15 protein-coding genes are annotated in these 21,939 nt (G+C 43.6%); 6 read left to right on the top strand and 9 right to left on the bottom strand.

Going from position 1 to position 21,939, the window contains the following annotated elements; all coding sequences use genetic code 11:
- Positions 1-38 precede the first annotated feature (38 nt).
- Positions 39-1,679 (top strand): MBOAT family O-acyltransferase, encoded by a 1,641-nt coding sequence (locus tag CFE23_RS08945; protein WP_291086913.1) that lies wholly within the window; start codon positions 39-41, stop codon positions 1,677-1,679.
- On the opposite strand, the gene CFE23_RS08940 is transcribed toward CFE23_RS08945, so the two are convergent.
- The 3 genes from CFE23_RS08940 to CFE23_RS08930 form a co-directional block, all read right to left on the bottom strand.
- Entirely contained in the window at positions 1,676-3,910 is a 2,235-nt protein-coding gene (locus CFE23_RS08940) for a TonB-dependent receptor plug domain-containing protein (protein ID WP_291086877.1), read from the bottom strand. The genes CFE23_RS08945 and CFE23_RS08940 overlap by 4 nt on opposite strands.
- A 73-nt stretch (positions 3,911-3,983) precedes the next feature.
- Complete coding sequence (locus CFE23_RS08935) at positions 3,984-4,889, bottom strand: FecR domain-containing protein (RefSeq protein ID WP_291086875.1); 906 nt, start codon at positions 4,887-4,889, stop codon at positions 3,984-3,986.
- A 3-nt stretch (positions 4,890-4,892) separates the two neighbouring features.
- Positions 4,893-5,411 (bottom strand): sigma-70 family RNA polymerase sigma factor, encoded by a 519-nt coding sequence (locus CFE23_RS08930; RefSeq protein WP_291086873.1) that lies wholly within the window; start codon positions 5,409-5,411, stop codon positions 4,893-4,895.
- A 298-nt stretch (positions 5,412-5,709) separates the two neighbouring features.
- On the opposite strand from CFE23_RS08930, the gene CFE23_RS08925 reads away from it, so the two are divergent.
- The 3 genes from CFE23_RS08925 (at position 5,710) to CFE23_RS08915 (ending at position 9,605) form a co-directional block, all read left to right on the top strand.
- Positions 5,710-7,110: a LamG domain-containing protein gene (locus CFE23_RS08925; protein ID WP_291086871.1), complete on the top strand. Its 1,401-nt coding sequence runs from the start codon at positions 5,710-5,712 to the stop codon at positions 7,108-7,110.
- Positions 7,111-7,297: 187 nt separating this feature from the next.
- Positions 7,298-8,635: a signal recognition particle protein gene (gene ffh / locus CFE23_RS08920; RefSeq protein WP_291086869.1), complete on the top strand. Its 1,338-nt coding sequence runs from the start codon at positions 7,298-7,300 to the stop codon at positions 8,633-8,635.
- An 85-nt stretch (positions 8,636-8,720) separates the two neighbouring features.
- Positions 8,721-9,605: a tetrahydrofolate dehydrogenase/cyclohydrolase catalytic domain-containing protein gene (locus CFE23_RS08915; RefSeq protein ID WP_291086867.1), complete on the top strand. Its 885-nt coding sequence runs from the start codon at positions 8,721-8,723 to the stop codon at positions 9,603-9,605.
- Here the strand turns inward: CFE23_RS08915 and rluF are convergent.
- The 4 genes from rluF to CFE23_RS08895 all read right to left on the bottom strand — a co-directional run bounded on the left by rluF (position 9,602) and on the right by CFE23_RS08895 (position 13,495).
- On the bottom strand, positions 9,602-10,546 hold the full coding sequence (gene rluF / locus CFE23_RS08910; protein WP_291086911.1) for a 23S rRNA pseudouridine(2604) synthase RluF: 945 nt from the start codon (positions 10,544-10,546) through the stop codon (positions 9,602-9,604). The genes CFE23_RS08915 and rluF overlap by 4 nt on opposite strands.
- Before the next feature lie 191 nt (positions 10,547-10,737).
- On the bottom strand, positions 10,738-11,580 hold the full coding sequence (locus CFE23_RS08905) for an alpha/beta hydrolase (protein ID WP_291086865.1): 843 nt from the start codon (positions 11,578-11,580) through the stop codon (positions 10,738-10,740).
- 34 nt (positions 11,581-11,614) lie between these two features.
- Positions 11,615-12,397 (bottom strand): C4-type zinc ribbon domain-containing protein, encoded by a 783-nt coding sequence (locus CFE23_RS08900; protein ID WP_291086863.1) that lies wholly within the window; start codon positions 12,395-12,397, stop codon positions 11,615-11,617.
- 3 nt (positions 12,398-12,400) lie between these two features.
- Positions 12,401-13,495, bottom strand: coding sequence for a Nif3-like dinuclear metal center hexameric protein (locus CFE23_RS08895; RefSeq protein ID WP_291086861.1), 1,095 nt, complete (start codon positions 13,493-13,495; stop codon positions 12,401-12,403).
- 52 nt (positions 13,496-13,547) lie between these two features.
- Here CFE23_RS08895 and lpxK point away from each other — a divergent pair, with 52 nt between their 5' ends.
- Positions 13,548-14,555 carry a tetraacyldisaccharide 4'-kinase gene (gene lpxK / locus CFE23_RS08890; protein ID WP_291086859.1) on the top strand — a complete coding sequence of 336 codons (1,008 nt, stop codon included), beginning with the start codon at positions 13,548-13,550 and terminating at the stop codon, positions 14,553-14,555.
- Positions 14,556-14,593: 38 nt separating this feature from the next.
- Here the strand turns inward: lpxK and CFE23_RS08885 are convergent, their stop codons facing one another.
- Entirely contained in the window at positions 14,594-19,381 is a 4,788-nt protein-coding gene (locus tag CFE23_RS08885) for a glycosyl hydrolase (RefSeq protein ID WP_291086857.1), read from the bottom strand.
- Positions 19,382-19,614: 233 nt separating this feature from the next.
- Here CFE23_RS08885 and CFE23_RS08880 point away from each other — a divergent pair, with 233 nt between their 5' ends.
- Entirely contained in the window at positions 19,615-20,430 is an 816-nt protein-coding gene (locus tag CFE23_RS08880) for a purine-nucleoside phosphorylase (protein ID WP_291086855.1), read from the top strand.
- Here CFE23_RS08880 and CFE23_RS08875 read toward each other — a convergent pair.
- Positions 20,427-21,917 (bottom strand): ATP-binding protein, encoded by a 1,491-nt coding sequence (locus tag CFE23_RS08875; RefSeq protein WP_363331577.1) that lies wholly within the window; start codon positions 21,915-21,917, stop codon positions 20,427-20,429. The two genes, CFE23_RS08880 and CFE23_RS08875, sit on opposite strands and share 4 nt — an antisense overlap.
- Positions 21,918-21,939 lie beyond the last annotated feature (22 nt).

The following is a 21,939-nucleotide window of genomic DNA, read 5'->3' as shown; positions in this document are numbered from 1 at the left end:
TTCAGCACTGGATAACAACGATCTTTGGTGAGTTCACTATGGAACAGGTTCAAACCTGGTTCACGTATGATAAGAAACATCCAATTCTGTTTAATACGGCTTTGTTCCTTGGACTTTTCCTGGTCTTTTATCCCGTTTATATCCTGACAACCAAGGCAAAGACGCATGCGCTGCGGAATTTGTACGTATTTCTGTTTTCGCTGTTTTTTTATTACAAATCCAGCGGTGTGTATTTCGTATTGCTGCTGTTCTCAGGAGTGGTAGACTACAATCTGGCGAAGTTGCTTTATGACGAAGTCCTTGAAAGCTACCGCAAATTTTACCTCGTACTCAGTGTCGTACTCAATCTATGCTTTTTAGGGTATTTTAAATACACGAACTTCCTGATCGAAAACTATAACGGACTTTTTGACGGGCATTTGAAATTTCATGAGATCATTTTGCCGGTGGGTATTTCATTTTATACCTTCCAGTCGATGAGCTACATCATTGACATTTACCGACGTGAACTCAAACCAACGAAAAACATCCTTGACTATATGTTCTTCGTGTCATTTTTTCCACAACTGGTAGCAGGCCCTATCGTTCGTGCGTCTGAATTTATCCCTCAGATTTACGCTAAATTGCGGCTGTCCAGGGAAGACGTCAACAACGCATTGTTCCTAATCATCGGGGGCTTGATTAAGAAGACATTTATCTCAGATTACATTTCCCTGAATTTTGTCGACCGTGTTTTTGACGCACCGAAAAGCTACACTGCATTTGAAAATCTTATGGCTTCTTATGGCTATACTATTCAGATTTATTGTGATTTCTCAGGATACTCGGATATGGCCATCGGGATTGCGCTATTGATGGGATTTAAGTTGTCGGTGAACTTCAGAACGCCTTATAAATCGGCTTCCATCACCGAGTTCTGGAGAAGATGGCATATTTCGCTCTCCACCTGGCTGCGTGATTACCTTTACATCTCAGTAGGAGGAAACCGAAGGGGATCGTTCGGTGGGTTTTTGTTTCCCTGCCTGTTCTTTGGTGGCCTGATTACTTTCGGGGTGGTGTATAGCGCCACTAGCATGATTCCGCTGTATGTTTCATTGGCATCACTTTTTGTATTTATACTGACTTTTCTGCTGGCAAAAGACAAGAAGCGAACATTATTTACGAATGTCAACTTAATGACGACCATGTTACTGGGCGGTTTATGGCACGGACCAAGTTTCCGCTTTATCATCTGGGGTGCTTTACACGGAATGGCGTTGGCAGTGAATAAGATTTTCTCAGAATATTTTCCTTCAAAACGATCGGAAACAAAAACTTTCGGCAAAGGATTATGGACATTTGTCTCCGTGATTATCACTTTTCATTTTGTTGCGTTTTGCTGGATATTTTTCCGGGCAAGGGATTTCGCGACTGCATTTGACGTCATTGGCATGATCGGAAATCTTAATTTCCATCTGAATGAATGGGCAACAATCATTATGGGGTACAAGAATGTATTTCTGGTGATGCTGATCGGATACCTTTGGCATTTTCTCCCCGCGCCGGTTACCGGTTTGATGAAATCGTCATTTGACAGACTGCCGATCATCGGAAAAGCCTTCGTATTGGCGCTTGCCTTTTGGGTAGTATACGCCACATCGACCAGCGGAACGCAGCCCTTTATCTATTTCCAATTTTAGATCTGCAGCTTCAGGCTTAAGTTTGGCGTACGTCCCAAAGCGTAGGTATTGACGCTTTCCGCACTGTTGGTTTCAGTATTTACACGATAATATCGGTTGATGATATTGTGTTTGTTTAAAAGGTTTAGTACCGCAAAACTCGCTTCAAAATTTCCCTTTTTAAAAACTTTCCACTGGTAGGAAACCGATAGATTCACCTGAAAAAAGTTGCCAAGACGCTCATTGTTTGGGTTGTTGTAAATAATCCCAGGTTGGTTAGGAGTTAGTGTGGTACTGATTGGCGTAGTTTCGGCCCTGCCAGTGTACCATTTTGCACCGAGAGCCGTTTTGAACTGCCGCCAGTCATAGATTACCGCGCCTGAAACCATGTGGGCAATTTCATAATTGCTGGGGAATTTCGGCGGAATGTATTCCGGGAAGTTGTACTTGTTGTTGTTAATGCTATAGCTCATCCAACTGTAGACTTTGCCAAAGTTTCGCTGCACAAGCAGTTCAGTACCATAAACCCGATAACTTCCATTAAGTTTTACAAACTCCAGCTGGTTTTGGAAAGACTGGCCGCTGGTAGAAATACCATCCACTTTTTTTATGAAGTTATCGAACGTAACGAGCCATTTCTTATTTTTCCAGGTAAATCCAATTTCTGCCTGACGGCTGCGTTGAATAGGGATTTGGGAATTGTCGGCAATGACCCAGCGCCGTTTTTCCACTCCGAGGAAATCCTGCTGTAAATCCACGGCTTGGGATACGGTCTGGCTTTTTTGTTCGGCCGAAATCGTCATTCGAAAATGCCCGTCAAAACTATGGTAAAATTGTAGTCTGGGCTCCAGGATGAACTTATCGAATTCCTTGATGTAATTGCTCCTCAGACCCGTTTTTAGTCCCGTAAGGTTGTTTGGCGCTTTCCAGTCTGACTCCAGAATCAGTGCATGGGTTCTCACCACTTTTTTATTGAATCTCAAAAAGGCGGGATTGTTGATTTCCTCGTCATTCCGGACTCCGGTCTCTATGTATTGGTAGCCCGCATTCAGAGACCATAAATCCTGCAGCCGGTGCCGGTGTTCAACGCGCAGACCATTGTCGCTGACGCTGTTTTTCTGTTTCTGAATCTGGCTGTTGTTGATGTTTTCATATTGTGAGTCCAGATTGTAGTGTGATGCATAAAACGAAGCGATCGTCGTATTCCGGTCGTCCCAATTTGTTTTCCAGTAAAGGTTTATGCCGAAATTTTGCTGCCCTAATGTGCTGTTTTTTGAAACAAATCCGTTTTCTGTCGTGGTGCTTTCATTTAAATCCAATAAGTTCCTGATGGCAATGGTGGCGATGTCCAATTCATTTTTGGCACCAACCTGGTGGTGATACTGCGCCGTAAGGTCATAGAAATAAAAATCCTCATTGTTTTGATAGTCGACAGCCTGATTATTGTTCAGGTCTGTTACCACGGTATTCTGGAAAATCCTATTGTAATATTTCTTGTAAGTTGGAGAACGAAAAAAATCAGTCATGGATCGCCGTGCCGAGACTGTAAAAAACGCCTTATCAGACATGCGCAACTTTGTGTTAAAACCGGCCCAGATCAGGTTGGAGCTGATACAGGTCGTGCTGTCTGTTTTTGCAGCACCCGATGTAATGGCGACTACTCCGGAGACGCCCTCTCCATAGAACGCCGAGGTACCGTTCTTGAATATTTCAATCTTATCGTTCAGGTTTGGGTTAAAAGCAGAAATCAGGCCGAAAAAGTGCCCGGTCTGAAACATGCGGATCCCATTCCACAGAAAGAGGTTCTGATCGTGTGTCCCACCGCGGATGTTGATGTTGGTAACGGTTTCATCTGCACTGTAGATTCCGGGAATCTGCTGCATGGTCTGTAACACGTCGGTGTCGGTAAGGCCGGGAAGGATTCCGAGTTTTTTTGGTTTAATCAAATAGGCTCCGTCCGCCTTTTTAGAAATTCCAGTGGTGAGGTATTTTTCAACCGCCACTTCATCAAGCGATACCCTGACTTCCTTTTCCGGAGGTGGCACTTCCACTACCGGCTTTTTGGAAACGGTGATGTAGACGCCTGCAACAACTTCAAAGTGAAGATCGGTGCGATTTTCAAGGTAAAAAATTTTTTTTGCTAACGGTAACGCCGGGTTTGGTGGGAAAATCGACACATTGGCGACTTCTTCCTCTATGAAATTAAAGTGAACGCCATACGCTTTCTCAATATCGCCGAAAATCGTTTTCAAAGGCTGTTTTTGCTGGGCGAAAACTGATGCCCAACACATCAAAAAGAATGCGCATACCAACAGCCCTTTTTTTTTAATCATTCCTTTCCAGGATTATTTCTGATTTTCCGTTCTTTTTATAGTGAATCCCAAAAGTTTTGCTGATAATTTCCAGTGCGGTGTCCAACCTGTTGGATGGAATTAATCCGATGAACGTCTGATTTTGACTTACTCCTGGATCGATTTTTATTTTGATGTTGTACTGACGCTCCATTTCAGCCGCAATACCGTCGAGTTTTTCATATGCGAAAGCCATTTCTCCATCCATCCATTCCGGCCTTTCGGCAGTGTTCGCCGGAACTGCAACAGCATTTCCATCTTCAAAAGCAACTTTTTGTCCTTTGGTGATCAGGATGGTATTTGTGCCGCATTGTACGCGCACTTTTCCTTCAAAACAAGAAACCTCAAAACGATTTTCCCTGGACCGGACATTGAATTGTGTTCCTACGACAGTCACTGTTCCGGCAGTGGTAATCACGTCGAATTTCTTTCCTTTAGCTACTTTGAAAAATGCTTCGCCATTGAGATTCAGCTTGCGGTGGTCTGCCCAATCGTCGCCGTCAAAGTCGGCATTAGAACCTGCATTAAGTATCACTTCCGAGTGATCCGGAAGCTCAAAAGCCGTTTGTTTTCCAGCATCTGCGTAAAATTTCTCCGGTGTGGACTGACGCATGGCAAACCATATCCCAAGGCCAACAACCAGCACCGCTGCCACACGTAGGAATAAGTGACTTCTTTTTAGGGAAATTACTTTAGGCTTTTTCGCGGCAATGACGTTTTGATACATCATGTCCTGATCAAATCCAGGCGTTTCCAGCTGTTGCGAATAACGCGCGATTTTTTCATACGAACTGAACTCGGGCGTTTTCTCAAAAGCGATCCGTTCCTGTTCCGTCATTTCACCGGCCAGCCATTTGGCTAAATCGTGTTCCTGCTCCATAATCTAAATGTTATCTATTTCTTTTCTCAGCGATACCAATGCGCCGCTGATTCTTTTTTCTACAGCTTTTATGCCGATGCCGAGCATTTCGGCGATTTCGGAATATTTTTTTCCGTCAATCCGATTCAGCAGGAATGCTTCCCGTTGCGAATCGGTGAGGTTGGCAATGGCTTTCTTAAGCTTTTCACCAAATTCATCATGCTCCATCACATAGTCCGGACTTTCCTCAGAAATACCGCTTTTGCCCGCACTTTTGGAGTAATTAAGAACGACCTTCTGGTGTGCTACCAAATTAAGCGACGCATTATTAGCAATCGTGTAGACATAAGCCTTCGCTTTTTCAAAAGGCACGGACCTGCAATTTTCCCAAAGCTTTATAAAAGCATCCTGCGCGATGTCATTGGCGTGTTCTTCATTCCCGTATTTGTAAAACAGATAATTCCTGACTGCTTTGATATTTGACCGGAAGAAAGCGGAAAAAATCCGTTCCTCGCAAACACCGGCAGTTTTAGTTTCGTCCATTTAATAATTACTTTGAAAAGCAAAAATATGGTATATAACAGTTCAATTTTGATTTACCCTAATTTTCATTGCGTTTTTTTGAGCGTTCTGCGCTTGGGTTTTCCTTGTCGGAAAATTTTTCAATTTGGGAAGGCAGTAGCCCGGATGAAAGCGGCATCCTTTTTTTTCATTTTTTTTGAAAAAAAAGATATAGCATACAGCCGGAATAAGCTCCTGAAAAAAGAAAGCTGATAATCCCAAATATTTATGGTAGGGTTTTTTTGGGTAAAACTGTTTGGTGAATAATTAATGCGTACTAATGAAAAGGATTTTTGCGTGGATATTGTTTATTTCAACTTTTGCCGCAGTTTCGATCGCGTGCCAGGAGGATGAAAATGCAATGGTGCAAAACCCGCAGAACCTGAGCAGCAACTCGCAGCTGACGTCATTGTTGCGGCGTGTTGCAGAAGCTACTGCTGGGGATAACGTGATTGACAGTACTTCGTGCTTTTCCGTTAAAATGCCTTTTACAGTGAATATTGCTTCAGGGCAGGGACAAAATGTGGTCAATTATTTTGTCGACGTTACGGATGCGGCGTCATTGGGTGAATTAAAGGCAACAATCGCCGGATTTGAAGGTGAGGATCATTTCAGTTTGGTGTTTCCGGTCACGATTGTCTATAATGACGGGAGTCAGTTGGTTGTAAATGATGCCAATGAAATGCACCAGCGGAAAACAGAATGTGATGCAGGAAATCCAGCCAATCTCACCATTCCGTGCCTTTCGGTTGTGTATCCGGTAACCGTTTTTAGCTACGACAGTAATTTTCAGGTTGCTGACACTTTTACTTTTGACAACGACAGTATGCTGCTTGCTTTTCTCGACAGCCTGCAGGCGGATCATTATTATGCAATTGATTATCCGGTGCAGGTGACTGTTGGCGGAAATATAATAGAAATTGGGAATAATGCAGCGTTCCTATCAGCGATGCAGTCTGCGATAGAGACTTGCAATCCGGTGGAGACTCCCTGTGGTAATCCCGGCATACTGACCGATAGCCTAATCATATATATGCCAATTGCGGACGAGGCGAAGGATTTGATCAGCGGACAATACGCCTTGAGCAATGACAATTTTCCTGCTGTTTTTTCAGAGGATCGTGACGGAAATGCTCACGGGGCAGTGTCTTTTTCTGGTGCTCCTTTGGACTATTTAAAGTTAATGTCGACAACAGGGAATAATATTGAGCAGGGTCCGGTTTCGTTCAGTCTTTGGTTTAAGATGAACAACACGAACCCGTCCGATTTTGAGCATTTGCTTGAAAAATCAGATGGTACTTCCGCCGCTCAGAACGATTTTGGCCTCGCGGTTTATGACCTAAACAGGCCCTTGTTTTATACGAATCTGCAGCAGATTTATAATGTTTGGGATGGTTCCTGGAATGTCGATGCTGATAATGCCGGCTGGCATCATCTCGTGGCGACGGTAGAAACAGGCAGTGTTCAATCCAAGATAAAATTGTATCGTGATGGTAATTTCATAGGAGCATCGCAAACGCCGCAGGGTATGTTTGTCAATTCACAGGTGTTTGATTACTATTTTGGAAGGAACTTTAAAGGTTCGCTCGATGATATCAGGGTGTACAGCAGGCTGCTCAGTGCGGCTGAAGTCCAGATTTTGTTCGAACTCGAAGGCGACATCAATACGTGCGTTAATTAGTAGTTTATATTTTTTGGTTTGTTTTGAAAACCAGCCTCGGTTAAAGGCTGGTTTTTGTTTTTTATGACAATTTTCATAGCTGTTGTTTTTAAATCGATAAAAACGTGTGAAGCGGTTTTTTTTGTTGGTCATGCTGTTTTGAGGATCGACAGGATTACGCTATCTTTGCGCCTTTAATGATAAAATTATGTTTGATAATTTAAGCGAGAAACTCGATAAAGCTTTTCATATCCTGAAAGGACACGGAAAGATTACGGAAATTAACGTTGCAGATACCCTTAAAGAAGTACGTCGCGCCCTGATTGATGCGGATGTCAACTTTAAAATTGCCAAAGACTTTACCACTACAGTTAAAGAGAAAGCGATTGGCCAGGATGTATTGACAACGTTACAACCGGGACAGTTGCTCGTAAAACTTGTTAAGGACGAGCTGACCGAATTGATGGGAGGCGATGTTGCTGGAATTAACCTATCGGGCGCGCCAACAGTAATCCTGATGTCAGGACTACAAGGTTCAGGTAAAACGACCTTTTCAGGAAAATTAGCGAATTATCTTAAGACAAAAAAGAATAAAAAGCCGCTTTTGGTCGCGTGTGATGTGTATCGTCCGGCGGCAATCAACCAATTGCATGTGGTTGGAGACCAAATTGGGGTTGAAGTATATTCCGAGTTGGGCAACAACAACCCTGTAGAAATTGCTCAGAATGCAGTCAAGTATGCAAAGGAAAAAGGATACAATGTTGTGATTGTCGATACCGCAGGTCGTCTTGCTGTTGATGAGGAGATGATGACGGAGATTGCCAATGTGCACCGGGCTTTAAATCCGCAGGAAACTTTGTTTGTGGTGGATTCGATGACTGGACAGGATGCGGTGAACACTGCGAAAGCATTTAACGATCGATTGAATTTTGATGGCGTCATCCTTACTAAGCTTGACGGTGATACCAGAGGTGGGGCGGCATTGACCATTAAATCGGTAGTGAATAAACCAATCAAGTTTGTCGGTACCGGTGAAAAAATGGAAGCCATTGACGTGTTTTACCCCAGCCGTATGGCAGAGCGGATTCTCGGAATGGGTGACGTTGTGTCGTTGGTGGAAAGGGCACAGGAGCAGTTTAATGAAGAAGAAGCTAGAAAATTACAAAAGAAAATCGCGAAGAATGAATTTGGTTTTGACGATTTCCTTACCCAAATCCAGCAGGTAAAGAAAATGGGTAATATGAAAGACCTCGTGGGAATGATTCCCGGCGCTTCCAAGGCCATGAAAGATGTTGAAATTGAAGACGATGCTTTCAAGCATATTGAAGCCATAATTTACTCAATGACGCCGGTAGAAAGAAAGCGGCCAGCCATCATCGACATGAAGCGGAAAACAAGGATTGCAAAAGGATCCGGACGAAAGATTGAGGAGGTCAACCAGCTTATGAAACAGTTTGACCAGATGAGCAAAATGATGAAAATGATGCAGGGCCCGGGAGGTAAAAACCTCATGAAAATGATGGGCGGCATGAAAGGAATGAAATAACGAGTTAGGGTTTAAGGTTCAATGCGAACTTTAGGCCCTAAATCTTTTTACAAATAATCTGACCAAAGCAACCAACGAATACAAGATGATACTACTAGACGGCAAAAAAACTTCGGAAGAAATTAAGAAAGAAATTACATTGGAGGTAGATGGCATGAAAGCGCGCGGTGAAAAGGTGCCCCATCTGGCCGCCGTAATCGTTGGAAACGATGGCGCCAGCCTCACCTATGTCGGGAGCAAGGTAAAAGCCTGCGAACGCGTTGGATTTGAGTCGACCATGGTTCGCATGCCAAGCACAACCTCGGAAACGGAATTGTTGAAGAAAATCAAGGAACTCAATGAAAACGATGCTATCGATGGATTCATAGTGCAGTTGCCTTTGCCAGATCAGATTGATACACAAAAAGTATTGATGGCTATTGATCCCAGCAAAGATGTCGATGGCTTCCATCCCGAGAATTTCGGAAAAATGGCGCTGGACATGACGACTTTTATTCCGGCAACACCGTTTGGAATTTTGGAGTTATTGGAACGGTATAATGTTGAAACGAAAGGAAAACATACTGTTGTAATTGGCAGAAGCCATATCGTTGGGCGGCCAATGAGTATTTTGATGGGCAGGAAGGGATTTCCTGGTAATTCCACGGTTACACTAACACACAGCTATACCAAAAATATCGCTCAGATTACCACGCAGGCGGATATCATCATTACGGCATTAGGAGTGCCAAATTACCTTAAAGCTGAAATGGTGAAGGATGGTGCCGTAGTCATTGATGTGGGTATCACGCGGGTTGCCGATGAAACTGCGGAAAAGGGATATGTGATCACTGGTGACGTTGATTTTGAGAACGTCAGCAAAAAAGTGTCGCATATTACACCGGTTCCAGGTGGTGTAGGACCAATGACCATTGCGATGTTGTTAAAAAACACGCTTCTCGCCAGGGAACAGCGTCGCGCAAGATTCTAGTAATCGTCTTTCTTTTTATATCTCGGGTCGTCTTTCTTTATAAATTCGACTTTCGGTAGCGGTTTTTTCTGCGAAAATTTTGAATTTGAAACGGTCCGCTGATTATCATTTTGCGTGGTTTCCGTTTTTTTAATGATGATCGGTTTGCGTTCTGTAGGCGTTATCTTTTGGTTATTGTCTCTTGATTCTTTCTTCTCAAAGAACTTAGGTAAACTCGCTTCTTCAGTCTTGCTGGAAGGCTCAATCAATTGGTTCAGTTCTGTTATTTCCGCCTCAGAGAGGTCTCTGTAACGTCCTACGGGGACATCAAGTGTAATGTTGATGATCCGTATCCTTTTTAACGTGATGACTTCATAGTCGAGGTATTCGCACATGCGGCGGATCTGGCGGTTTAATCCTTGTGTCAGGATAATCCGGAACGTAAATTTATCGATTTTTTCGACGAGACATTTCCGGGTAACGGTGTCCAGAATGGGGATACCATTGCCCATACGCTGCACAAAACGTTCAGTAATAGGTTTGTTTACGGTAACGATATATTCTTTTTCGTGGTTGTTGCGTGCGCGCAGGATTTTATTGACGATATCGCCGTCATTGGTCATGAAAATCAGGCCTTCACTCGCTTTGTCGAGCCTTCCGATTGGAAATATGCGTGTAGGATAGTTGATGTAATCGACGATATTTTCGCGTACTTCGAGATTCGTCGTACACTCAATGCCAACGGGTTTGTTGAAGGCGAGGTAAATCGGTTTCTGGTTTTTCTCCCGGATTAGCTTTCCATCAATGCGGATTTCGTCGTCGTAAGATACTTTTGCACCCATTTCAGCGACCGCGCCATTAATGGTTACACGTTTTTCCTCAATCAGCTTGTCGGCCTCACGGCGCGAGCAAAATCCGGTTTCGCCGATGAATTTATTGATGCGTCTCAGGTTTTCTTCCATCCGACAAAGGTAGTAAAGGGATTTTAATTTGGAAACGGTTTGCGGATCGAACACAAAATCCTTAACGCGGTCCTGAAGGTTTGGGAGTGCGGCATCTTTTTTATGGACCACATGCAAATAAAAAGAAACAGTATTGTCCAATTGAAAGCGAAAGCTTTAAATGAAAGATACCGAGCTTGTCTCGTAAGGGATTATGTTTCCAAAAAATCAACAATCTTTTGGTATAATGCGTCATCGTGCAGGCTGTGTCCCAGTCCTTTAGTCTCAATCAGCTGCGCGTTTTTCCAGGAACCGGCGATTTTCTCTGCCTCGGAAAACGCGACGACAACATCTCCGGTATCGTGTACAATCAATCCGTCAATTTCAAGTGTTTTTGCGAATGTTGTTGCTGAGAATTCCGAAACAGACATGTTGAAATGGGCGATTAAGTGATTTTCAAGGAGCGATACAGACCGTTTGTTCAGGCTTAATAGGGTAATGTATTGATCGATGATGGTCTGTAAGTCTGATGGTGCACCAAGAATCACCAGTTTTTTAATCGAAGTGTTCTGAAATTTATACTGGTGATAGATCGTGGCAGCACCGCCGATGGAATGGCCGATAATGGCTTTCGGTTGGAATGCGCTGACGGCCTCACGAATGAACTCGGCGTATCGCGGGACATTAAATTCCTTTTCCTTGGTCATGCCATGTGCCGGCGCATCAATCGCAACCACCGTGCAGCCGGTTTTTTGAAGGAATTTCAGTAGTTTTTCCCAGCGCGCAGCGTTGCTTTCCCAGCCATGAACGAGCAGGATGGTGTTCTCATTGCCTTGCCACGAATAGCTTTGGAATGTGTATTTATCAAAACGAAATTCTCTTTTTCTGGCTTTTTTCAATACTTCCGGAAGATTTTCTGAGCTTAATTTTCCGGTACGCGGTTCACTGAAAAAGCGGTAGGCCAGTCGTTGTGCTTTTTTCGGATAGACGAGGCTTAAGAAGTTGATGTAGCCTCCGATAGACTTGGTGAGTAGAAAAAGTTTTAATTTTTTCATATAAAAAAACCCCCGTTTCCGGAGGTTTGAATTTTTATTGGAAATCGGCAAAAAGCTTTTCCATTTTTTCTTTTTCTTCGTCAGCGAGTGCACTGTCCACTAAGATTCTTCCGGAATGCTCATCGGTAATGATTTTTTTCCTTGAAGCAATTTCCACTTGTGTCTGTGGCGGGATTGTAAAGAACGAACCCGCTGATGCGCCTCTTTCAATAGAAACGACTGCAAGACCATTTCTTACGCTGCTGCGGATCCTGTTATAGGCAGTCAACAATCTTTCCTCGATTAAAGCAGTGTATTCAGCTGATTTTTGAGAAAGATAAGCTTCTTCTTTCGAAGTTTCAGCCATGATTGCATCAAGCTCTGACTTTTTATGGTCCAGGTGTGTTTGTTTTTCCTCGAGTTTCTCAGCAGATTGCGAAACGATCTGTTTTTTGTATTCGATAGACGCTTTCATTTCCTTAATTTGCTTTTCAGCCAATTGGATTTCAAGCTCCTGGAATTCCACTTCTTTGGTCAAAGAATTAAATTCCCTGTTGTTGCGGACACTTTCCTGTTGTTTTGTATACTTTTTGATGGCTTCTTTATGCTCATCGATGGCATTTTTCTTTGCTTTAATCTGGTCTTCGATGACATCAAGTTCAGATTTCAATTTTTCAGAACGAGATTTTAACCCGGCAACTTCATCTTCAAGATCTTCCACTTCTAAAGGAAGTTCCCCCCTTACATTCCTGATTTCGTCGATACGGGAGTCAATAAGCTGTAAATCGTAAATTGCCCTTAACTTGTCTTCAACACTCAATTCTTTTGTAGTCGCCATATATTATAAGTACTTAACTGGATTTGTATTTTCTTCTGATAAAATGAATGCAAAATTAGGCATTTTTTTGATAAGATAATCAACAATATAATTTTTTGTATAGCGCTCACTTTCGAAATGTCCGATATCGGCTAAAAGCAGCTTTCCTTCGGCTTCATAAAACTGATGGTATTTAAGGTCAGCGGTCAGGAATGCATCGGCGCCGGCGCGGATGGCATGCCCGATTGCAAAGCTTCCGGAGCCGCCAAGCACGGCCACTTTGTGTACATTTTTATGGCGGAAAGCACTGTGGCGAATGCCGTCGGCACCCATTTTATCCTTTACGAAATGCAGGAAATCCATCTCATTATAAGTTGTCTGCAATTCGCCAATCATACCTAAACCAATGTTTTGGTGGTGGTTTTCCAATGAATAGATTTCGTAAGCGACTTCTTCATAAACATGGTTTTCAAAAAGCGTCTTCAGGATTTTGGATTCCAGGTGTTTTTCAAAAATGACTTCGATTTTTATTTCGGGCGTACGCGTCGGTTCGCCTTTTTTGCCAATGACAGGATTGCTGTCTTCATTTCCCTGATAGGTGCCGATACCATCTGAGTTGAAGCTGCAATTTTCATAGTTTCCGATGCTTCCTGCGCCGGCAGCGAATAATGCATTGCGCACTTTGTCGGCGTTTTCAGCAACAGTATACGTGACGAGTTTTCCGATGAAATTTTGTTTTGGTACCAAAATCTTCGTGTTCACCAACCCTAAGGCGTCACAGAAGATTTTATTCACGCCCTGTTGGTGGTTGTCCAGCGCCGTATGTACTGCGTAGATGGCAATATCGTTTTTAATGGCCTTAATCACAGTGCGCTCAACGTAGTTTTTGCCTGTGATTTTCTTAAGCCCCGCAAATAGTATCGGATGGAAGCAAACGATGAGATTGCAATTTTTAGCAACGGCTTCATCAACCACGCTTTCGAGCGCATCGTGACAGATAAGTGCGCCTGTAGCTTCGTTTTCTGCGGCTCCTATGAGCAGCCCGACATTGTCAAAATCTTCGGCGTAGGCGAGTGGTGCCATTTCTTCCAGGACAGAAAGGATTTGTTTTATCTGCATAATTTTAAAACGTACTAAAGTATCCAAAGATAAAATATTCTACTTTCGTGAAATGGATTTGCTGCGAAAAATACTATTTCCGTTTGCCATACTTTATGGATGGATTACCGGCATCAGGAATTTTCTTTACGATATCGGGTTGCTGAAATCAGTTTCTTATGGCGTACCGGTAATTGCCGTCGGGAACCTTAGTGTGGGCGGCACGGGGAAAACACCACAGATTGAATACCTGATCCGCCTGCTTTCGGCACAATACAAAGTGGCAGTTTTAAGCAGGGGATATAAGCGGAAGTCAAAAGGTTTTGTGTTAGGCGATACAAATGCCAATGCAGAAATCCTTGGCGATGAACCATTCCAATACCATCAGAAATTCCCCGAAATCTATGTCGGTGTGGATGCGGATCGCAGAAATGGAATTGAACAATTGCTGAAATTAAATCCAAAACCGGATGTGATTTTGCTGGATGATGCGTATCAGCATCGAAAAGTAAAGGCAGGATTTTACATTCTCTTAACAGCTTATGGTGATTTATACGCTGATGATTATATGCTGCCAACGGGAAATCTTCGTGAGGGCAGGAGCGGAACAAAGCGTGCCGATGTCATCCTCGTGACGAAATGCCCGATTGGACTCTCTATTAAAGAGCAGGATGGTATTCGTGAACGCTTGCGTACTGACCATAACCAAAGCGTCTTCTTTACTTATATCGATTACGACGATAGGGTTTTTGGACAAGCCAAGGTACTTCCTGTGTCCGATCTGATTAAAAGGGATAAAACACTTGTCGCCGGAATTGCAAAGCCGCAACCATTTTTTAAGCACCTACAGCATGATAAAGATACCTTGTTGACGTTTCCTGACCACCACCATTTTTCGAGCGAGGACATCGATAAAATAAAAAAATCGGCAGGTGATAAACTGATTATCACTACAGAAAAGGATTATGTCCGATTAAAAGACAAGTTGCAAAGTGACCAGCTTTTTTATCTTCCGATTCAAACCGCGTTCTTTTCCGGTAGTGCGGACTTTGACTCCAAAATAAAAACGGCCATGAAATAATTCACAGCCGTTTTTTGCAAAAACTAACTAATTAACATTTACTTTATCATCAGTTTCCTTGTTATAAAGTTGTCGCCGATGTATATTTTTAAGATATAAAGTCCGCTCGAAAGATCTTCGATATGGATTGTATTATGGCCATTAAGAGATTTTGTTATCTTACTTCCCAATACGGAATAAAATTCGATTTTAGAAACAGGAAGTAACGAGGAATCGATATTTAAAATATTATCCGCAGGGTTAGGATACAAAGTTACGAAGGCGTCTAAAGCTGGATTTTCGACACTTAACGCACAAGTATCTCCAACTGTATAGCTGAAATATTTTGTTACTGCCAAGCCACCTGCGAATGCAAATTTAACGCCATAGCTGATGGTAGATCCCAATGCCTGACCCGTAATCGTTTTAGAGAACTGCAGTCCGCCGATATTGGTCATCGGGGTCTCCGAAAACGGGGTTTGGCGCCATAGATAGGCGATTACGCCCGATTTGTCCGTGTCGAGCATTTCGAAAGTGATCGTCACATCGGTGCCATTGGTTACAAAAGCATAGTGATAGCCGGTGGAAAAAGCGCCCTGCTGTGCGTCATCACTGGTGCCGGAACAGGCGGTGCTTGTATCCAATGCGGTTGTCGCTTGCAGGATTATGGAATTGTTTGCTGCGTTATTGCCTGATGCGTCGCTGGCATCAATACTGAACGTATAAAGTGTTGCTGGCGCAAGGTTCGTAATCATCAGTGATTTCTGGACACCGGAAAGGCTGTTTACTGAGGTTGAATTGGCACCATAGGATACATTGTAAGTAACACTTCCGGAATTGTCGGTTCCATTTAAAAGGAGCTCAATGGCAGACGCGGTAACAGTACCAATTGATGCCGTGAAATTCAACGGTGCCTGCGTGTCCGGACCGCCGGAACCGCAATCGCTGCCAACGACGTAGGTGAAATACTTTGTTACAGAAAGACCACCGGCAAATGCAAATTTACACGCATACGTTATGGTTTGTCCCAGCGTCTGGGCCGATAGTGTTTTTGAGAAAGTCAGGCCTGATGTATTGTCCATTGGTGTTTCAGTAAATGGGGATTGTTTCCACAAATAGGCAACCACGCCTGTTTTATCGGTGTCCAGCAATTTAAACGTGACCGTTACATTGTTTCCGACGGTTTCAAAAGTGGCGTCATAGCCTACGGAGAAGGACCCCTGCTGTGCGACGTTCGATGTTTCCATACAGGACATCAGTTCTGAAACCGTGACGCTGATGGACTGTGAGGTGCTTTGCGCCGTACCATTGTCTGTCGCTACGGCGGTAATGGTATGCGTTCCTACCGAAGCGTTTGTCCAGTCAAAACTGTACGGAGCAATCGAATCTTCTCCGAGCAGCGTCGCGCCGTCAAAGAAAGCAACAGCAGTAACATTGCCATCGAGATCGGCTGCAATGGCATTGATGGAAATCGGAGTGCCTTCAACGTATGTCGCATTGTTTAAAGGCGAAGTGATTGAAACCGTTGGTGCGGCATTTCCACTCGAGGAAACCAATATCAGTACTTCGTCGGAATCGGAATAAGTACCGTCACTAACAGTAAGTTGGCATTTATAGATCCCCTCGATTAAGTTCGAGATTACAGGTGACGCTATTGTATTGTTATCAAAGCTGATGACCGATGGACCATAAACCTGTTCCCAGTTAAAGGTGAGGGACTGGCCCTCCGGGTCATTGCTCAACGAACCATTTAATGATGCCGTTGTATTGGGTAAGACCACCACAACATTTTCCCCGGCATTTGCAACAGGTGGCACAAATGCTAATGGCGCAGCATAAGCAAAAGCCATTGCGCCAAGGTTGAACTCGCCATTGACGGCAGAGAATCTTAAAATGTGTTCGCCTTGTGTCAGCGGTATATTATTGATTAGTTTATTTGCCCAACTGTTCCAGTTTCCGGTTGCAGGCAGGCTGACATCGGCGGTAACAGCTACTCCATCGACTTCAAAATGAAACGGTCCGCCGCCATTTGAGTTTCCTGATGCATAACGAAGCGTGGCGTTATACAAGCCGGAAGTCTGTACATTTATGGAATATTCCATCCATTCCCCGGCAGTGATCCAGCCCACTGTGTTGCCTTCGTTCGTGTCTACCGTAGCGTCGACATATTCAGTGGCGCGATAACCCCCTTCATTATTCTGCGAAGAATCATTGTACGAAATGTTTTGCCCGATACCACCTTCAAATGCATCATAATTTCCTGGCTGGATGGTTCCCGGAATCGGGAACGGTGCGCCTAAAAACGGAACCTGTTCTCCAACCTGAACCTGGATGATGTTGGTAACATTAAATGAATCGCCCGAATAGACTTTAGCGTACATGCCGTGCATGCCCAACGTCAGGTTTGCAGCCTGCATTTCGTATGGTGCGGTAGTGTCTTCACCGATTAAATTTGCACCATCGAAGAAAGCCACTTTTGTTACTCCGGATCCCGTGGTTACCGCAGTAAGGTGGACGCTTCCATTCGGGTACGCCTGATAGAAATCGGAAGACAAAACGCCGTTCACATCAGTATCCCTGCTGGTTGCCATAGAATTGGCAGGAACATGTAATATATAGCCATCTGAAAAGCTAACGTCGATAGCAGAATCTCCATAATTATGTGCGACATAATTTGTAACGCCATTCGTTGTAAATGTTGCCGCTATGGGGTAGTTGGCTGTGATATTCACATTTACGGTGCCTAAAGCATTCATCGAGTGCAACCAGTGGTAGGTTTGTGCATCCGATATGCCAAATTTCAGTTCCCTATCAGGATAAGAGTCGTACAAATTGATTGCTGCCTGCGGATTGATGAAGGAAAGATATTCCCAGTACACATCATGCCAGAGGTTTGCGTTGGCTTCGTTGCTTAGAATTCCGGTGTTTGCTGAAATTTCATTCCAAAGCGATTGGACATAGGTTTGGTTTTGTCCCAAATACAGCGACCCACCGTGAATCGGGTACATTTCTATCCCGTATGCTGCTGCGATGTCTCCCGTCCAGAATGTCTGGTTGTCGTAGCCATTTCCCCAGACCCTCGAAGCAAGGCTGTATCCGTAACCAGGTTTAAAAGTCCGGTGGTTTACATCAAACCAATATTCTTCGATGGCGGTCTGTTCTGTGGTATAAATATAAATTCCCAAGTCCCTGATGGCTGTATTTTCTGTAATCGTGCCCCAATGAATCAGCGAGGAAGCGAACTGCATGCTTTCAGAAGTGGACTCCTGGTCGTTTCCGAAAGGAAAAGTGGCAAAACCGTTCGCCCAACTGTGGCCGGCATATGGGCTGAAGTTCCTCAAATAAGGAAACATCGAATCGTTCCTGTCGCTTGACGCGGCGTCCCGAACCAACATATTAATCATCGGGCCCCATTGCGCTGCCCAGCCAGGCTCAAATTGTTCCATAAACGCCGCAGCATGGATGAAATAGCCCCAATGGAAATGGTGGTCATTGATATTCGAATCCTGTCCGTGGCCGGCTGGGTATCCGATTATTGTCGACCAGGTGCTGTTGTAATAAAACAGGAACGCCACCTCACCCGATTGGGGTTTGAGCCAATCTTCGAGCCTTTCTTTGATTGTTGCTACGATTTTATTCCGTGCTTCGGTATCGCCCATTTCGTCGGCAACCCTGGCTGTTTGTATCAGGCGGTTCATCACTTGTCCTTCGTTATAGGAATCCGTCCAGGTGGCAAGGCCGTCGTTTTCAATCTGGGAAATTTTGGTGTCCAGCTTCGCTGGATTGAACCCAGGGCTGTAATTATCAAGATAAGGGAGTGTCGGCAAAATACCTTTAAATGTATTTTCGACAGTAAACGTATTGCCATCAAGGGTTTTTATTTCCCCCCTGATGGAACTGTAACTGTAACCACCTGGCTGTGCTGATGCTGATGCAAGATGGGCCCATTGGTGTGGGAGCAATCCCAGCAGCACATTCGTTTCAATACCTTCTTTGACGTCAGTCGTAACGTTGAAAGTAGTGGTCATTTTTGCCGTAGCCTGATCGTAATTCCAGGATGAGGTGGTGTTTGTTGGGAAAACGTAAGCATATTTTTTATATTGGTTTGCTACGGTAGTGATGTCACTCGCACTTGGCGGAATGTAAGCCATCGACCAATAGTTTTTGTTGTTTAGTGTTGAGGTGTACACATTTCCAGCCTGCGTCCAAACACTTCCGACTGGTGCATACACTGCAAAGTCAGCGCCCTGATGTGAATTCGTGATCACGAGCATTTCGTTGTTTATCGTGACGGTGCCTTCTGTAATGGTTAATTGGGCAACATCTGTTGTGTTTTTGGTAAAATAAATAAATGGCATCCCAATTGCTGCAGTGGCCTCGAACTTGTGTGTGCCGCCAGCCCAATTCATGGTGACGGTCCAATCTGAATAGTCCGCTACTTTTGTAATGGAAGAACTTAATCCGGTGACGCCTATTGTAATCGGTAATGCATCATCAAACGGCTGGCTGGCGCCATTCGGTGTTGATGTTGGTACAATGTAGCTTACGACAAGGCCTTCATTTACTGTGCGCATCGCCAACGGGTAATTAAAAAGATTCGCCGCGTGGTTCTCTTTCAGTAGTGCCGACCACCAGTCGTTTGTGGGAACAGGCTTCCCGATGGCGTTACCCGTAATTTGCGGAGAACCGGATGGGAAGGCATTTCTGCCGGCCGAGTCTGTTCCGGGGAATGTATTGGTGTATCCTCCGCTTCCGACGGTGGTGAATTGCGCATGCAGGGACACAGCCAGCATCAGACAAAAAGAGAGTATTATCGCTTTAATGTTTTTTTGGTAATTATTTAGCATAAGTTTTTTATTTCCTGCAATTTACGGTGGGATATTTAAGAAATATGGAATTGTGTACATATATAAACCATACAGCATGCGTTTTGGCGCTGCAATAAAGTATATATCAACTATACTTTACCCATACAAGAGACCAAAGGCCTATTTTTAATTACCGTAATTGATTCTAACAAAATTGTGGGTCAGATGAATAATATTTGTATAATTTTGGAAGCGTTAATAATTATGAAATCATGTGGGAAAAAGTACAGGAAACGGTAAACTATATCAACGAAAAGACCAATCAATTTACTCCGGAGTATGGAGTAATTCTAGGATCGGGACTTGGTAGCTTTACTGATGATATCGAAATTAAATATACAATTCCGTATACGGAAATTCCGAATTTTCCCGTGTCCACGGTACAGGGACATAAAGGCGCTTTGGTATTCGGTACAATAGGCGATAAAAAGGTTGTGGCGATGCAGGGCCGCTTTCATTATTATGAAGGCTATGATATGAAACAGGTAACATTTCCTGTGCGTGTGATGAAGTATATCGGAGTCGAAAAGCTTATCGTTTCCAATGCGTCCGGAGGCGTCAACCCAAACTACACTGTAGGTGCTGTTGTAATATTGCATGACCAGGTCAATTTGCTCCCGGAACATCCATTACGTGGTGTTAATGATGAACGTTTCGGACCTCGTTTTGTGAATATGAGTGAACCATTTTCGGTAAAGATGATTTCGAAAGCCAAAGAAATTGCGTCCGTACTGGGCATTAACGTTCATGATGGAATATATCTTGGGTTACAGGGTCCGACATTTGAAACGCTGGCGGAGTATAGGATGGTAAAGGCGCTGGGTGCGGATTGTGTGGGCATGTCCACTGTTCCGGAAGTGATTGTCGCCCGTCATATTGAATTGGAAACTTTTGGCATATCTGTTATTACGGATATGGGTGATGAAGAAAGTATTGGCACAATTACCCACAAAGAAGTCCTTGAAGCGGCCCAAAAAGCCGAACCTCTTGTCAGAAGCCTGATAAAAACACTTATTCTGGAGTATTAGACTGGATTTTCCTTTTGAATGTATTCCGCAATCGTTGCGAAGAATTTCTCTGGTTCAAAAGGTTTTGTGATCACTTCATTCATTCCGTAAGACAACAGCATTTCTCGGTTTTCAAGTAAGGAAATGGCAGTAAGGGCAATGATTGGCGTTGTGGGATCAAACTCGCGGATTTGCTGCGTGGCAATTGTTCCATTGATGCCCGGCAAATGTACGTCCATTAAAATCAGGTCATAACGGTTTTTTTGAGTGACCGATACGGCGTCTTCGCCTGTTTCAACAATATCGCACAGCATTTGTTTTTTTTCCAAAAGCCTCCTCGTAATCATTTGATTGATTTTATTGTCTTCAACCAGCAGGATTTTTTTTGCAATAAAATCACTGTCATTAAAATCGTAACATGGAGCAGGCTGTTTCATTCCTTCTTTAAAATCGAGTGTAAATGAGAAAATAGTGCCTTGTCCGATTTTGCTGGAGAGGTTAATGCTTCCGCCCAAAATGATAATCAGGCGCCTTACGATGGCGAGGCCTAGGCCTGTTCCACCATATTTCCGATTAATCTCAATTGATCCCTGCGAAAAGCTTTCGAATACGCTTTCCTGCTTGTCTTTCGGAATGCCGATTCCAGTATCAGAAACTTCAAAGAACACTGTGGCTTTGCGGTTTTCGGACTTCAATAATTTTATTAGGACGTGAACGGTGCCTTTTTCCGTAAATTTTATAGCGTTATTTACAAGGTTAATGATGATCTGTGAGAGTTTTGTTGGGTCGCCAATCAGGTTTTCCGGGATGTCCGGATCAACCTCAAGCACAAATTTATTGTTGTTATTTTGCGCCTGTTCCTTCATGGAATGGTGGATCCCGGTAACCAGTTCCTTGAGGTTAAAATCTATTTTTTCGACTTCAATATTCTTGGATTCGATGCGGTTGATTTCAAGAATCTCATTGATGTAATTCAGGAGGTAGTTCCCTGAAAATTTAAGGGAATTCAGGTAATCTATCTGTGAAGGCTTTGGTTCTTCCTCAATGAGCAGGTGCGTGATCCCGGTGATGGCATTCAATGGTGTCCGTAATTCGTGGCTTACAGTCGATAGAAATTCAGATCTTGCCGTTGAAGCACGTTCCGCTTTTTCTTTCGCGAGTAACAGTTCGCTGTTCTTTTCCTGCAAAAGGGCGTTAGTCTGTTTGCGGATAATGTTATTTCGATACAACGAAAGGCTTAACAAGGAAAGAATCGAGATTAATGCCAAACTTAAAATGCTGACCAGTTTCGAAAATTTACTACTCGATACGACATCCTGATTTTTAGAGACTTCTTCAGGTTTCAGGCTTTGGGGTGTAGTGATGGAAGGCGAAAAAGTATCCTTTTTTGCGGCTGTATTCTCGGCTAAAAGCAAATGGATCGAAGTATTTTCTTTCCGTTGGGTAGCGGCAGAAACATCCCAACTGCCACAAAAAATAAAAAGTAAGAAAATAGTTATTAACCTCATTGCATTGTCCCTTGTTAAAGGC

The organism is Flavobacterium sp. BFFFF1, from assembly GCF_002256285.1.
Taxonomy (GTDB): domain Bacteria; phylum Bacteroidota; class Bacteroidia; order Flavobacteriales; family Flavobacteriaceae; genus Flavobacterium.
The sequence above is the reverse complement of the archived record's forward strand: the minus strand, read 5'-3'. Positions and strand labels throughout refer to the sequence as shown.

Bases quoted from the DNA above. Each gene is read 5' to 3' on its own strand.
- lpxK (WP_291086859.1), top strand. From the start codon at position 13,548: ATGGATTTGCTGCGAAAAATACTATTTCCGTTTGCCATACTTTATGGA.
- ffh (WP_291086869.1), top strand. From the start codon at position 7,298: ATGTTTGATAATTTAAGCGAGAAACTCGATAAAGCTTTTCATATCCTG.
- CFE23_RS08885 (WP_291086857.1), bottom strand. From the start codon at position 19,381: ATGCTAAATAATTACCAAAAAAACATTAAAGCGATAATACTCTCTTTT.
- CFE23_RS08935 (WP_291086875.1), bottom strand. From the start codon at position 4,889: ATGGAGCAGGAACACGATTTAGCCAAATGGCTGGCCGGTGAAATGACG.
- rluF (WP_291086911.1), bottom strand. From the start codon at position 10,546: ATGGAAGAAAACCTGAGACGCATCAATAAATTCATCGGCGAAACCGGA.
- CFE23_RS08875 (WP_363331577.1), bottom strand. From the start codon at position 21,917: ATGAGGTTAATAACTATTTTCTTACTTTTTATTTTTTGTGGCAGTTGG.
- CFE23_RS08880 (WP_291086855.1), top strand. From the start codon at position 19,615: ATGTGGGAAAAAGTACAGGAAACGGTAAACTATATCAACGAAAAGACC.
- CFE23_RS08895 (WP_291086861.1), bottom strand. From the start codon at position 13,495: ATGCAGATAAAACAAATCCTTTCTGTCCTGGAAGAAATGGCACCACTC.
- CFE23_RS08915 (WP_291086867.1), top strand. From the start codon at position 8,721: ATGATACTACTAGACGGCAAAAAAACTTCGGAAGAAATTAAGAAAGAA.
- CFE23_RS08925 (WP_291086871.1), top strand. From the start codon at position 5,710: ATGAAAAGGATTTTTGCGTGGATATTGTTTATTTCAACTTTTGCCGCA.
- CFE23_RS08945 (WP_291086913.1), top strand. From the start codon at position 39: ATGGAACAGGTTCAAACCTGGTTCACGTATGATAAGAAACATCCAATT.
- CFE23_RS08905 (WP_291086865.1), bottom strand. From the start codon at position 11,580: ATGAAAAAATTAAAACTTTTTCTACTCACCAAGTCTATCGGAGGCTAC.
- CFE23_RS08930 (WP_291086873.1), bottom strand. From the start codon at position 5,411: ATGGACGAAACTAAAACTGCCGGTGTTTGCGAGGAACGGATTTTTTCC.
- CFE23_RS08900 (WP_291086863.1), bottom strand. From the start codon at position 12,397: ATGGCGACTACAAAAGAATTGAGTGTTGAAGACAAGTTAAGGGCAATT.